The organism is Stenotrophomonas maltophilia group sp. Smal17, from assembly GCF_030237045.1.
Lineage (GTDB): Bacteria > Pseudomonadota > Gammaproteobacteria > Xanthomonadales > Xanthomonadaceae > Stenotrophomonas > Stenotrophomonas forensis.
The window spans coordinates 1-12,703 of sequence record NZ_JASJSU010000116.1 but is presented as its reverse complement, the minus strand read 5'-3'; the positions used below and the strand labels follow the sequence as shown (position 1 = coordinate 12,703).

Here is a 12,703-nt window from a genome sequence, read left to right as displayed (position 1 = left end):
TGCGCTGATGACCCCAGCCACCGACCCCGCCACCGCTTCCTCCACCCCGGCATGGAAGCGGGTCCTCACCATCGTCATCCCGCTGCTGATCCTCGCATTGGCCCTGCATGGGCTGGCCAATGAATTCGATGAGAACGGCTACCGCGCCATCCGCCACGCCTTCCATCAACTCAGCGGCACGCAGATCGCGCTTACCGTCGTGCTTGGCCTGGCCAGCTACGCCTGCCTGATCGGCTTTGACGCCATCGGCCTGCGCCGCAGCGGCATCCGCGTGCATCCGGCACGCATCGGCATCACCGCATTCCTGGCACATACGCTGGGCCAGACCGTGGGCTTCGCCGCGCTGACCGGTGGTGCGGTGCGCCTGCGCGGTTACCGCACCGCCGGCCTGGACCTGGCGCAGATCGGCCAGGTGGTGCTGATGAGCACGCTCGGCTTCGTGTTCGGTGCCTGGCTGCTGATCAGCGTGGCGCTGTGCATGGAGCCTGAAGCCGCGGCGCTGGCACTGCCGCTGAATCCGGACGCGGTGCGCGTGGTCGGCATCATCGCGCTGTTCGCCTATCTGGCGATGCTGCTGCTGGTCGGCCGCGAAGGCCGCCAGTTCAGCGTGTTCGGGCATGGCCTGTGGCTGCCCGACCGCCGTACCATGATCGGCGTCACCGTGCTCAGCGTGATCGAACTGGTGCTCGCCAGCGCCGCGTTCTACGTGCTGCTGCCGGACTCGACGCCCACCGGCCTGCCCGGCTTCGTCGGCCTGTACCTGGTTGCAGTGCTGGCTGGCCTGGTCTCGACCGTCCCCGCAGGCCTCGGCGTGTTCGAATGGAGCCTGCTGAAGCTGCTGCCGCAGGTCGCACCGGCGGCAGTGCTGGCCGCCGCGCTGATCTACCGCGTTACCTACTACGTGCTGCCGTTGGTGCTGGCCACCCTGCTCGCGCTGGCCCCTGCGCTGCGGCAACCACTGCAGGCCAGCGCCGGCGCCACCCGCGCCGGCTGGAACGCACTGCGCCCCTGGTTGCCACAGATCATCGCGCTGGCGGTGTTCAGCATCGGTGCCGCGCTGGTCATCGACGGCACACTGCCCACGCCACGCCGGCATCTGGTCAATGCCTCGCTGCCGGTCCTGGAAACCTCGCACCTGATCGGCAGCCTCAGCGGTGTCGCCCTGCTGCTGATCGGCCAGGGTCTGTCCCGGCGCAGCCACGCGGCGTGGATGCTGGCGATGGCGGTGTGTGTGATCACCCCGCTGCCACTGTGGCTGCGTGGCGGCCAGCCGCTGATCGCGGTGTCCGCATTGCTGGTGGCGATGGCACTGTGGGCCGCGCGCCGCGAGTTCTACCGCCAGGGTGCGCTGCTGGACGAGGCCTGGTCGTGGCCATGGCTGCGCAACCTCGGGCTGGTGCTGGTCGCGGTCACCTGGCTGCTGTTCTTCACTTACAGCCACGTCGAATACCAGAACGAGCTGTGGTGGGAATTCGCGGTGTCCGGCAACGCGCCGCGTGCGCTGCGTGCGCTGCTGGTGGTGGCCATCGCGCTGGTGATGTTCGGCCTGGCGCGATTGCTGCACAGCACCCGCAGCCCGCTGCCGGCCGCCGATGAAGCCACGCTGCAATCGCTGGCGCCTGTGCTGGCCGGTGCCACCGATACCCAGGCCTGCCTGGTGCTGACCGCCGACAAGGCGGTGCTGCGCGATGATGCGAAGCAGGGCTTCGTGATGATGCAGCGCTATGGCGGTTCGCTGATCGCGATGGGCGATCCGGTCGGACCGCCGGAGGTCGCCCGCGCACTGATCTGGCGCTTCCGCGAGGAGGCCGACCGACTCGGCCTGCGCCCGGTGTTCTACCAGGTGGGCGAGACCTACTGGCAGACCTACCTGGACCTTGGACTGGGCCTGGTCAAGCTGGGCGAGGAAGCGATGGTGCCGCTGCACGACTTCGGCCTGGAAGGCCGCGAACGTGCCGACCTGCGCCAGGCCTGGAACCGCGGCAAGCGCAGCGGCCTGTCATTCCGGGTGGCACCCGTGGAAGAGATTCCCAGCCTGCTGCCACGCCTGCATGCCATCTCCAACGCCTGGCTGGACGACAAGGCCGGCGATGAAAAGGGCTTCTCGCTGGGCAGCTACGACCCGGATTACCTGGCGCGCTTCCCGGTCGCACTGGTCGAGGCCGAAGGCCAGATCGTGGCATTCGCCAACCTGTGGCAGGCACCGGCCGGCGCCGAGCTGTCGGTGGACCTGATGCGCCATGTCAACGAGGCGCCCAAGGGCACGATGGACTTCCTCTTCATCGAACTGTTCCTGTGGGGCCGCGCGCAGGGCTACGCGCGCTTCTCGCTGGGCATGGCGCCGCTGTCCGGATTGGCCCAGCATCGGCTCGCGGGCCGCTGGAACCGGCTGGCCGGCCTGCTAGCGCGGCACGGTGAACGCTTCTATGGCTTCAGTGGTCTGCGCCGCTTCAAGTCGAAGTTCGATCCACAGTGGCGGCCGCGCTATCTGGCAGCACCCGGCGGCATGCACCTGCCGGCGGCGCTGCTGGATGCCACGCGCCTGATCTCGCTGGATCCGCGGCGGAATTGAGGCCGCGATCCGTCGAGCATGGCTCGACGCTACTGCGGCGCGTTCTGGTGGGTGCGAACCGTTGGTTCGCACGCCCTCCGCTTTACGCGCCGCCCTTCGCAACCCCAGGTAGGTGTCGACCTTGGTCGACACGCTCCCCGGCGCCGACCAAGGTCGGCGCCTACCAACGTCCGTCGAGCATGGCTCGACGCTACATGAGCGTCAGGCGCCACCCTTGAGGATCACCTCGGCCAGGCGGTCGTAGTCACCATTGAAGTGATGGTCGCCCGGCAGCTTCACCTTCTGCACGCCATCGTTGGCGGGAAGGCCCGGGCACAACGCGTCATCGTCGTCCTGCCCATACACGCACAACGTCTTGCCAGCCGGCAGCTTCGCCACTTCCGGCGCGATCGGCAGGCCGTCACCGCCGCCGCCCAGCCAGTTGCTGACATGGAACTCGAAGTCGGCCTTCTTGCCCACCGACAGCAGCACAATACGGTCCAGTGCCGCGCGGGTATCTGCATCGAGCTGGTTGATGGTGGCCGGCAGCACGTCGGCGCCCTGCGAGAATCCGATCAGCATGACCTTGTCGCGGTGCCACTGCTGGCGGTAGTGATCGATGATCTTCTGCAGGTCCGCAGCAAAGCCCTTCGGCGTGCGCTCGCTCCAGAAGTAGCGCAGCGAATCGATGCCGACCACCGCCACGCCGTGCTCGTTGAGCGACGACGCCACGTCCTTGTCCAGGCCGGCCCAGCCACCGTCGCCGGAGACAAACACGGCCAGCGTGTCGCCGTTGCCGGCTGCAGGCACTTCCACCACCGGCAGGCCCTTCAGCGCAGCCGGTGGCGGTGCCAGGCTGACACCTGCCTGCGCCCCCATCACCCGCGCCGCAGCCACCAGCCCCGGCGAGGCGTCACCGCGCGCGGTGCGCTTGAACTCGCGCGCCATCGCCACCTGCTGCACGAACCCGCTGGCCTCGCCCACCTTGCAGCCGTGATCACCGGCCGCACTCAACCACGGGAAGTTCAGTTCGGCGGGCTGCAACCTGTTGCGCTTCACGCCATCGCCGCAGACCATGCGTTCGTGGCTGTGGTCCGGGCAGAAGCCGGTGGTGAGCAGGCCGGCGAATACCTGGGTATCGGCCTGCGCCGCCAGCGAGTAGGCCATTTCGGCACCTTCACCATCGCCGCCGACCAGCGGCAGGTGGTAGCCGGGCAGATGCAGCGACGCCTGCAGCCAGCGCGAGAAGTTCTCGACATCGCCGGAACCAAAGGAGCAGGTCGGGTCACCCTCGCGCTTGAGCACGCCGCGCAGATGCGCGATGTCCACGGCCGCGACCATCGCGCCATCGGCACGCAGCGCCTCGATCGGCAAACGGCTGGTATCACCGCCGGCAGAAGGTTCATGGAACCAGATCACTACCCGCTGCGGCGTTCCCGACGGCATATGCACCGGAATCTGTTCGAACCGCCCGTGGCTGAACTGCTGCACGTTGGCCGCCGCCATTGCCGGCAGCGCAGCCAGCGCCAGTACCACACCCATTGCCCTGCCCAGCCCTGCACGCTTCATATCGCAGCCCCGATGGAATGCGCACACGATACGCCGCCACCGCGTGCACGGCACGTACCGGCGCAGGCCGTTGGGGGTTCAGTGAGGGGCGGGACGGCGGCTGCGGCGGTACAACGCCAGCGCCAGGTACAGCAGCCAGCCCACGATCACCGCAATCACAACCTTCTGCCCCAGCCCACGCGGTGGCCCGGCGCGCCACAGCACGTGCAGCCAGAGAAGCACGAACGCAAGCCACGCCCAGCCCCAGAGCAGGCCAGCGGCGGACTGCCAGCCCGGTTCGCGGCGCAGGTACCAGGCCTGCAGCAGCATGCCGACGCTGGCACACAGGAACGCGGTGTTGGCCGCCAGCCCATGGATGAACGGTGCCAGCAACGGCGTTGCATCGGGCAGCCAGCTGTCACCGATGGCGACGGTGGCCAGCCCCAGTGCGGACACGGTGAACAGCAGCGGCGCGGCCCCACTGCGACGCGGGCCGATGCTGCCGCGATACAGCGCGATGCCGAGCACCGCGATGGCCAGCGCCAACAGGCAATACGCCGCGCGCAGTGCCAGCCCCCACGGCCCATGCAGGTAGAGGCTGAGCGTGGCCCGCACCCAGTCCAGGTCGGTGCGCGCGAACTGGGTCCACAGTGCAGTCGCCACGAACAGCAGCAACGCCACCATCGCCAGCACTGCCGCCGGACGCGCGCGGTTCATGGCGCGGCATCCGGATGCCGCGCCTGCCACTCGGCCAGCGCCTTGCGGTAGCGCTGCAGCTCATCGGCATACAGGTCAAGCACGCACAGCGGGCAACCACTGCCGCAACACTCGTTGGGACCGGGTTCTTCCGGCGGCAGCGGGCGGGGATCGGGATCAGGGACGGACACGGTCGGAAACGGTGATCGGGGAAACAGCGCCCAGTGTACCGGGCGGGCTCAGCGGCCCAACTGCCGGCGCAGGTTGTCGCGGGCCGCGGCATCCAGGCGCTGGTGGAAGAAATCGCTGAGGAAGATGCGTGGCGCGCGCAGCAGGCCCTGCAGGAAGCGCCGGCGCCCGGCACGGTACAGGAAGCCCGGTACCACGCCCGTGTACTCCTCGGCCACGCCGCGGTCGTAGGCGGCGAACACCGGTTCCGGCGCGGCCAGGATCGCCATGTCGCAGTCCAGGAACAGCGCGGCCTCGGCATCGACATCGTCCGGGCCGAGCTCGCCATGGCGGGCGGTCAGCAGGATCAGCTGCTCGACCCGGGTGCCATCGACGGCGGCCAGTTCCGGTGCCTGCGCGATTGCCTGCAGCGCCAGCTGCGCCGAGCGTGCCTCGTTGTCCTTGCGCCCGGCCTGGTAGATCGCATCGTGGTAAAGCGCGGCCAGATAGACCTCGGCCGGCTGCTGCCAGCCCGGGCCATCAGCCACCTCCTGGCAGTGCTGCAGCACGGCGCGCACGTGGCCGAAGTGGTGGTAGGCGCGAGGCGGCGTTGCATAGCTGTCCTGCAGCGCCTGCCACTGCGCCGGGGCAAGCGAGAGCGGTGAGAAGTCCATGCCCGGATCATCCCGCCTGCGCCGGCGGCGGGCAAGCTGACTGTTTTTTCACCACGCACTCACAACGCTTGCCGGGCGCGGCCTGGGCGCGGTTGTCCACAGCTTTGTCGAGCGCTGGTCCACACCGGTTGTGGATGAACCGCGACGCCGACCAACGGTCGCTGCAGCGGAACATCCCTGGGTCTACACTCGCCACAGGCGGGAGCGCCCGCCGCTGCCGGGAGCTGTCATGTACCGTCCTTCCGTCCCTTGCCTGGCCCTTTCGCTGCTCGCCCTCTGTGCGCCGGCCTTCGGCGCGGACCCGGCGCCGCCTGCAACGGTGGTGACCACTCCAACCATCACCGTGTCGGCCCCGCGCGTGCCGACGCCGGAGGAAGTGTTCGCCATTCCGGCGGACCTGCGCGCGATGCTGCAGAAGCAGGTGATCCAGCGCAGCTACTCCCGCGACCAGCGCCTGCAGGCGCTGGTGGAAATGATCTTCGACCAGCACGGGCTGAACCTGCAGTACGACGCCAATGCGACCTACACCGTCAGCGAGATCTGGCAGCACCGCCAGGCCAACTGCCTGGCCTTCACCCTGCTGTTCGTGACACTTGCCCGCGAAGCCGGCATCCAGGCCCGCGTGCAGGAAGTGGGACAGGTGGTGTCGTGGTACCAGGACCAGCAGAACGGCGTGGTCTACAACGTCGGGCACGTCAACGCCGGCGTCGACGTCGGCGGGCGTTTCGGTACCGTCGACCTCGACCGCAACGTGCTCTACGACCGGCGCGGGCCGGTTCCGGTCAGCCGTGCGCGGGCCTTGGCGCATTTCTACAACAACCGCGGCGCCGAGTACCTTGCCGAAGGTGACCTGGTGGGCGCACGCGCGTTCTTCGACGCTGCGCTGGCCCAGGACAGCGGGTTCGCTCCGGTCTGGAACAACGTCGGCGTGCTCGACCATCGCGCAGGCGACAACGAGGGCGCCCGACAGGCCTTGGACAGGTCGCTGCAGCTGGATGGACGCCAGGATGCCGCGCTGACCAATGCCTCGGCCCTGTTCCGCAGCCTGGGCCTGACCGCGCAGGCGCAGGCGCTGGAGCGCCGGTTGACGTCGGTGCAGCGCGAGGACCCGTTCGCGCAGTACATGTTCGGCGCCAAAGCCGAGCGTGCGGGCCAGCTGGATGCGGCGATCCGCTACTACCGCCAGGCGGTGCGCCTGTATGACACCGCGCACCAGTTCCACTTCGGGCTGGCACGGGTCTATTTCCTGGCCGGCCAGCTCAAGCGTGCCGATCGCGAAATGCTGCGCGCGCAGGAACTGGGCGGGGCCCAGGAGCAGGCACGCTACCAGGCCAAGCTGGACAGCCTGGCGCGCTGGCGCGCGCAGCAGGCCAGGCGCTGAGGTCCGGTCAGGCCTTCTTGAGGAAACAGGTCTTCAGGACCAGCCCCTTGATCTTGTCCGAGTTGCCTTCGATGTGCTCGGCATCGTCCTCGACCAGGCGGATGTTGCGGATCACCGTGCCCTGCTTCAGCGGGATCGAGGAGCCCTTCACCTTCAGGTCCTTGATCACGGTGACGGTGTCGCCGCTCTGCAGCGAATTGCCGTTGCTGTCACGCACGACCAGGGTCGAACCGGCGCTTTCCTCGGCGGTCCACTCGAAGCCGCAGTCGGCGCAGATCCACAGCGCGCCATCGGCATAGGTGTTTTCCAGGGTGCACTGCGGGCAGGCGGGGGCGGACGACATCGGCAAGTACCTCGAAATGAATCAACAGGCGCCATTGTAACCGGCCGGCCTTTTCCCCATTCCGCCGGGAGGGGGGCCGGCGGCCCTCCTTCACGGCAGGACGGTGGAACTTGCAGTTGGTAGCGAACTGCAGCAGAGTGCGCGACCCCTGATCGTCCCCGGAACTCCCCATGCGCCTCGGCATCGACTTCGGTACCAGCAACTCCGCCGCCGCCATCGTGCATGAGGGAAAACTGCTGCCGATCCGCTTCGGCGACGCCGAGCAGTTCCGCACCAGCGTGTACTTCCCCGGCGTGGTGCCCGACCCGGACGACTTCCAGCTCGACGACGGCCAGGAACACCAGCTGCAGCAGATGATCGACAGCGCCGCCCGCGCAGCGCGTGCCGCCGGCCAGGAACGCACGCCACAGGCGCTGCGCCGCGAAGCCCTGCGCGCGCTTCGCCGCGAGTGGATGGAAGCCCGTGCCGGCCAGGAACGCAGCGCCAGCGACCTGCTGCAGAACGCGGTCTACGGTGATGAGGCTCTGGAAGCGTATTTCGAGGAACACGAAGGCAACCTGGTGCAGAGCCCGAAGTCGATGCTGGGCTACAACCTGCACCCGCGCGCCAGGCAGACCATCACCGGCATCGCCGCGCACATCCTTGAACACATCCGCCTGACCGCCAGCGCACAGCTTGGCCGCCCGCTGCGTGCCGCCCTGCTCGGCCGCCCGGTGCAGTTCCGCAGTTCGATCGGCGCGGCCGGCAACGACCAGGCACTGGACATCCTGCGCGAGGCCGCCACCCAGGCCGGCTTCGACCAGATCGATTTCCTTGAAGAGCCGGCGGCGGCGGCCATGCACTACCACGCCGAAAGCCGCGAGCGGCACCAGGCGGTAATCGTCGACATCGGCGGCGGTACCACCGACATCGCGCATGCCGAAGTCGGCGGCGACGACGCACCGCGCATCCACCGCGCCTGGGGTATCGCCCGTGGTGGTACCGACATCGACCTGGCGCTGAGCCTGTCCAGCTACATGCCGCTGTTCGGCCGCGGCATCACCCGCGTGCCCACCCACCACTACGTGGAAGCGGCCACCGTGCAGGACATGACCCGGCAGCGCGATTTCCGCCTGCACAAGTACGACCATGTGGACGCGCCCTGGGGCGACCGCCTGCAGGCCCTGCAGGACACCGGCAACACCGCGCGCCTGTACCGCGATGTCGAACGCGCGAAGATCGCCCTGAGCGCCGCCAGTGAACACCGCAGCACGCTGGACTACATCGCCCGCGACCTGCATGCCGACAGCAGCGCCGACGGCCTGGCCTCCGCCGCGCATGGGTACCTGGAGCAGATCCGCGAGCTGCTGGCCCAGGTCCGCAGCGATATCGGTGGCGATCCGGACGCGGTGTTCCTGACCGGCGGCATGTCCCGTGCCGGCTACCTGCGCCAGGCCGTGGCCGAGGCCTTCCCGGGCGCCCGCATGGTCCACGGCGAACCCTCGCTGGGGGTGGTCCAGGGCCTTGCGCTGGCCGCAGCCAGCCAGGATTAACAAAACGTTACGCGGTCTAAGTTACCCTTGGTCGGCTAGAACCCAGCTGCACCTTCCACCGGCCACGCCGGTGCGTGTCTTCCGTGCAGCCCGGCCCGCCCTGCGGGCCTAGCGACCATGCCTTCCTGGCTCGTTCATGGTCCGCGTACCACCGGAGCCGCCATCGAGACCCGCTTTGGGCACCCGCCAGGCCCCAGAGGCCTTACAACCTGACGCAGCACCTGCACCCATCGACTGCCGCCGTTGTGATGCGGTCTGTTGCCGGCTGCCCGTGCTGCTGCAGCCCGGCGACCAGGTGCCCGGCCAGTTCCTTTCGCGCGACGCCCACGGCCGTGCCGTGATGGCACGCAACGAGGAAGGCTGGTGCGCGGCGATCGATCCCTATCACCTGCGCTGCACGATCTATTCGCAGCGCCCGGCGATCTGCCGCCAGTTTTCGATGGGCGGCGATGACTGCCGCCGCGAGCGGCAGGACTACCTGCGCCAGGCTGATGCCTGGTCGCTTTCCTCCCCTTCCACCTGACAGGAGCAACCATGCCCCGCAAGGCAAAGACCCCCGCGAAGGCCAGCAACAGCATCCGCAGCGAACGCAAGGGCGCGGCCGCCAGCACCGTGGTCAGCAGTGATTCGATCGCTTCGGACCTGGCTGCGTTCCGCAAGGCCGGTGGCAAGATCGAAGTCCTCGGCACCACCTGGGCGCTGAAGAAAGCCAGCTGACCCAGTACCGACCGCGGCGGCGCTGCCGCCGCGGCCTGCCGGACCGCACTCAGCGATCCAGGCGTACCTGCACACTGCCCGAATGCGACTGGATGCGGATGTCACCATCACCGCCGCCCAGCCGCGTGTCGAGGTGGCTGCCCGGCCCGTAGCGCGGCCGCTCCACCTGCCCGGCATCGCTGTTGATCGAACCGCTGAAGCTGTTCACCGACAGCTGCGCCGACACCGTGCGCGGCAGGCTCAGCGTCACCGAGGCGCTCACCGATTCGACGTTGACGCGGCCACCCGGTGCCAACCCGGCCGCTGCCAGCTCGATGCTGCCCGACACGGTTTCCACCGCCAGCCGCTGCACCCGCCCGGCGTCCACCTCGACCCGGCCGGACACGGTCTGCGCACCGATATCACCGGATACGCCGCCACCGGCCTCGATCCGACCACTGACCGTATTGACGTCAAGCTTCGGGGTCTGCAGGCGTGCACTGACACTGCCGCTGACCGTGTTGAGTTTGCTGTCGCCACTGCGCCCGGCCGCGCTCAGGCTGCCGCTGACCGTATCGGCCTGCAGGCGGCGCACGTCGATGCCGCTGATGTCCTGGCTGGCGCTGACCGTACTCAGCAGCAGTTCCACCGAGCGCGGCACATTCAGCACCAGGGTGGCGCCACCGTTGTTGTTGCGGCGCGGGTACTCGATCTCCCAGCGCACGCGGTTGGCGCTCTTCTCCTGGCGCAGCTGCAGGCCGTCACTGAGCGTGCCGGTGAGCTGCACATCATTGCGGTCCCAGCCGCGCACGGTCACCTTGCCGGCGACGTTGCTCAGTTCGATGCGACCGCCGGCGGCCAGCGTGTGGCGTTCGTCGATACGGGTGTCGGCCAGCGCCAGCGAGGGTGCCAGCAACAGCGCCACACAGCAGGAAATCAGGGTTCGGGTCATGGGGGTCTCCTCAGGTCGCCAGGCCGGACTCGGCGGCATAGGCCGCCTGCCGGGTCAGTTCCAGACGCAGCGCATAGGTGCGCTTGAGCTGGCCAAGCAGGTGCGGCGCACGTGGGTCCTGCGCCAGTGCGGCGCGGATCTGCGCGGCACTTTCATCGAGTTCATGCAGGGCCGGCTGCCATTCCGGCGCCCGGCCATCGGGCAGCGAGGCCACGGCCTGCTGGTACTGCTCGGTCATTGCAGCCGCCTGCAACTGCAAAGCGGACGGCGCCGGCATGCCGGGTTGCGCATGGCGCCACGGCGCCACCGCATACACCGCCAGGCTGGCCGCCAGCGCCGCGCCCACCGGCAGCCACCAGCGCCGCCTCGGACGCATGGGCAGGGCCACCACATTGCCCTCCGCTGCAGGTGCCGACGGTGGTTCACGCGGTGGCAGCCGGGCCGACAGGCGCTCCCAGCCATCGGCGGGCAGACTGCGTTCGCTGGGCAGGGCGCGCAGGCGTGCCAGCAGCGCGGAATCAGAATCGTGGTCGTGTGTCGTCATGTCATGTCTCCCAGCCGTGCACGCAACAAACCGCGCGCACGATGCAACTGTGCCTTGGAACTGCCGACAGCCATCTGCAGCTGCTCGGCGATTTCCTGGTGTTTCCAGCCTTCGATATCGTGCAATACCAGTACCGCACGTGCCCGTGGTGGCAACGTCGACAGCGCGCGCTCCAGGTCGCGCTCGGTGCCGGCGCAGCGGTCATGCACCGCCAGCTCCTGCAATCCGCCGTCGACCTCATCCAGACTGTCGTGATCCTGCCCGGCCGCGCGCCCACGCAGTTCCATCAGGGCGGCATTGACGCCCAGCCGATGCAGCCAGGTCGACAGGCTGCTCTCGAAACGGAACCCCGGCAGCGCCTTCCAGGCCTGCAGGAAGGCCTCCTGCAGCGCATCTTCGGCACGCGCCTGCTGCCCCCCACACAGCCGCCACAGCACCGCAAATACGCGGGGCGCATGGCGCCGGTACAGCAGTTCGTAGGCGGCGGTATCGCCAGCGGCCGCCGCCCGCACCAGGGCGGGTTCGTCGACGGCGTCGTTGGCGGCAGGCGGCGCGGGCATGGTGGTGTCGAGCATATCGCTTGGATGCGGCGGCCCGGGAAAAGGTTTAGAGCCCATCCACGATCGATCCCCTGCAACCTTTTCGGCGGCCGCTGCATCCATGCAAGGTCCTTCGTGAAAACGCCGTCCGGGAGTCCTGCCATGTCCAGCCCATCCTGCGCCGCCCTGCTGGTGATCGCCGCCTGCGTCCTGTTGCAGGTACTGGGCCTGTCGCTGCAGCTCCGCCCCGACAACGGCCGCGCCTGCCTGCAGCAGCATCGCCAGGAGCTGGTCTGCCTGGCCTGGACCCCGGCGGTCGAATCCCCCGCACGCGCCGGGTAACATCGGGGGCCGTTCCCCCGCCGTAGTCGCCCCATGATGTTGTCGCTGAAGGACCACCTGCCGCCCTGGACCCACCCTTGGCTGAACTACGCCGGCGTCGCCCTGCAGATCGTGCTGGTGCTGCTGGTCGCCTGGCTGCTGCGTCTGCTCGCCCGTCGCCTGATCCGCCGCTTCGCCGAGCACTACACGCTGCCGCCGGAGATGGTGATGGGCGCACGCCGGATCACCAGCTTCGTGGTCTATTTCAGTGCCCTGCTGTACATCCTCAGCCTGCTCGGCGCGAAGCCGTCGGTACTCTGGACCGCCTTCACCGGCTTCGCCGCGGTGGGCGCGGTGGCCTTCTTCGCGGCCTGGAGCGTGCTGTCCAACATCTTCTGCACGCTGCTGATCTTCACCACCCGTCCGTTCCGCCTGCACGACTACATCGAGGTGCTGGAAAACGGCGAGAAACCTGGGCTGAAGGGCCGGGTGATCGACGTGAACCTGATCTACACGACGCTGCAGGAAACCGGTGATGGCCACGAGGGCACGGTGCTGCAGCTGCCGAACAACCTGTTCTTCCAGCGCACGGTGCGTCGCTGGCGCGACCCGGCGCAGGCTCCCGGCGGGATCCAGGGCGACGGCTGAGGGGGTTTTTTTCTTTGCAGGGCTGCGCCCTGCACCCGCCGAGGCAACGTCAACGTCAAAGGCTGGCCTCCTGTGGGATGGCGGGGTGGGGGGGGGGGGGGGGGGGGGGG

The 12,703-nt window shown here is 68.7% G+C and carries 15 protein-coding genes; 7 read left to right on the top strand and 8 right to left on the bottom strand.

The genetic code is table 11. The features are described from left to right. Positions 1–7 precede the first annotated feature (7 nt). Entirely contained in the window at positions 8–2,572 is a 2,565-nt protein-coding gene (mprF, locus tag QRO93_RS19620; RefSeq protein ID WP_180878512.1) for a bifunctional lysylphosphatidylglycerol flippase/synthetase MprF, read from the top strand. Between the two features lie 201 nt (positions 2,573–2,773). Here mprF and QRO93_RS19615 read toward each other — a convergent pair whose 3' ends face one another. The 4 genes from QRO93_RS19615 to QRO93_RS19600 all read right to left on the bottom strand — a co-directional run bounded on the left by QRO93_RS19615 (position 2,774) and on the right by QRO93_RS19600 (position 5,637). Then, complete coding sequence (locus QRO93_RS19615) at positions 2,774–4,120, bottom strand: virulence factor family protein (protein WP_053450455.1); 1,347 nt, start codon at positions 4,118–4,120, stop codon at positions 2,774–2,776. A 78-nt stretch (positions 4,121–4,198) separates the two neighbouring features. Next, positions 4,199–4,816 carry a DUF998 domain-containing protein gene (locus tag QRO93_RS19610; protein WP_053511577.1) on the bottom strand — a complete coding sequence of 206 codons (618 nt, stop codon included), beginning with the start codon at positions 4,814–4,816 and terminating at the stop codon, positions 4,199–4,201. Then, the gene (locus QRO93_RS19605) at positions 4,813–4,986 is read right to left on the bottom strand and encodes an oxidoreductase-like domain-containing protein (RefSeq protein ID WP_053511578.1); all 174 of its coding nucleotides are present in this window, start codon (positions 4,984–4,986) and stop codon (positions 4,813–4,815) included. Before QRO93_RS19605 ends, QRO93_RS19610 begins: the two co-directional genes overlap by 4 nt. A 48-nt stretch (positions 4,987–5,034) precedes the next feature. Continuing rightward, positions 5,035–5,637, bottom strand: coding sequence for a hypothetical protein (locus QRO93_RS19600; RefSeq protein WP_180878513.1), 603 nt, complete (start codon positions 5,635–5,637; stop codon positions 5,035–5,037). A 229-nt stretch (positions 5,638–5,866) separates the two neighbouring features. Here QRO93_RS19600 and QRO93_RS19595 point away from each other — a divergent pair, with 229 nt between their 5' ends. Next, on the top strand, positions 5,867–7,018 hold the full coding sequence (locus QRO93_RS19595; RefSeq protein WP_180878514.1) for a transglutaminase domain-containing protein: 1,152 nt from the start codon (positions 5,867–5,869) through the stop codon (positions 7,016–7,018). A 7-nt stretch (positions 7,019–7,025) separates the two neighbouring features. Here QRO93_RS19595 and QRO93_RS19590 read toward each other — a convergent pair whose 3' ends face one another. Continuing rightward, positions 7,026–7,361 carry a zinc ribbon domain-containing protein YjdM gene (locus QRO93_RS19590; RefSeq protein WP_180878515.1) on the bottom strand — a complete coding sequence of 112 codons (336 nt, stop codon included), beginning with the start codon at positions 7,359–7,361 and terminating at the stop codon, positions 7,026–7,028. 170 nt (positions 7,362–7,531) lie between these two features. Here QRO93_RS19590 and QRO93_RS19585 point away from each other — a divergent pair, with 170 nt between their 5' ends. From QRO93_RS19585 to QRO93_RS19575, 3 genes are all read left to right on the top strand, one after another. Next, a complete protein-coding gene (locus QRO93_RS19585; RefSeq protein ID WP_008266863.1) occupies positions 7,532–8,893 on the top strand; it encodes an Hsp70 family protein in 1,362 nt (453 codons plus the stop codon). Positions 8,894–9,122: 229 nt separating this feature from the next. Then, the gene (locus QRO93_RS19580) at positions 9,123–9,416 is read left to right on the top strand and encodes a YkgJ family cysteine cluster protein (protein WP_080375010.1); all 294 of its coding nucleotides are present in this window, start codon (positions 9,123–9,125) and stop codon (positions 9,414–9,416) included. Positions 9,417–9,427: 11 nt separating this feature from the next. Further along, the gene (locus QRO93_RS19575) at positions 9,428–9,610 is read left to right on the top strand and encodes a hypothetical protein (RefSeq protein WP_005410566.1); all 183 of its coding nucleotides are present in this window, start codon (positions 9,428–9,430) and stop codon (positions 9,608–9,610) included. Positions 9,611–9,659: 49 nt separating this feature from the next. Here QRO93_RS19575 and QRO93_RS19570 read toward each other — a convergent pair whose 3' ends face one another. Genes QRO93_RS19570 through QRO93_RS19560 form a run of 3 tightly spaced genes read right to left on the bottom strand, consistent with a single transcriptional unit; the run spans position 9,660 to position 11,660 of the window. Then, complete coding sequence (locus tag QRO93_RS19570; protein WP_053450460.1) at positions 9,660–10,541, bottom strand: DUF4097 family beta strand repeat-containing protein; 882 nt, start codon at positions 10,539–10,541, stop codon at positions 9,660–9,662. A gap of 10 nt (positions 10,542–10,551) precedes the next feature. After that, positions 10,552–11,085 (bottom strand): hypothetical protein, encoded by a 534-nt coding sequence (locus QRO93_RS19565; RefSeq protein WP_180878516.1) that lies wholly within the window; start codon positions 11,083–11,085, stop codon positions 10,552–10,554. Further along, entirely contained in the window at positions 11,082–11,660 is a 579-nt protein-coding gene (locus QRO93_RS19560; protein ID WP_012511790.1) for an RNA polymerase sigma factor, read from the bottom strand. The genes QRO93_RS19565 and QRO93_RS19560 overlap by 4 nt, the downstream gene beginning before the upstream one ends. 126 nt (positions 11,661–11,786) lie before the next feature. On the opposite strand from QRO93_RS19560, the gene QRO93_RS19555 reads away from it, so the two are divergent. Both QRO93_RS19555 and QRO93_RS19550 read left to right on the top strand, forming a co-directional pair. After that, on the top strand, positions 11,787–11,966 hold the full coding sequence (locus QRO93_RS19555; protein ID WP_180878517.1) for a hypothetical protein: 180 nt from the start codon (positions 11,787–11,789) through the stop codon (positions 11,964–11,966). A gap of 33 nt (positions 11,967–11,999) precedes the next feature. Then, positions 12,000–12,593, top strand: a complete 594-nt coding sequence (locus tag QRO93_RS19550) for a mechanosensitive ion channel family protein (RefSeq protein WP_006462204.1) — start codon at positions 12,000–12,002, stop codon at positions 12,591–12,593. Positions 12,594–12,703 lie beyond the last annotated feature (110 nt).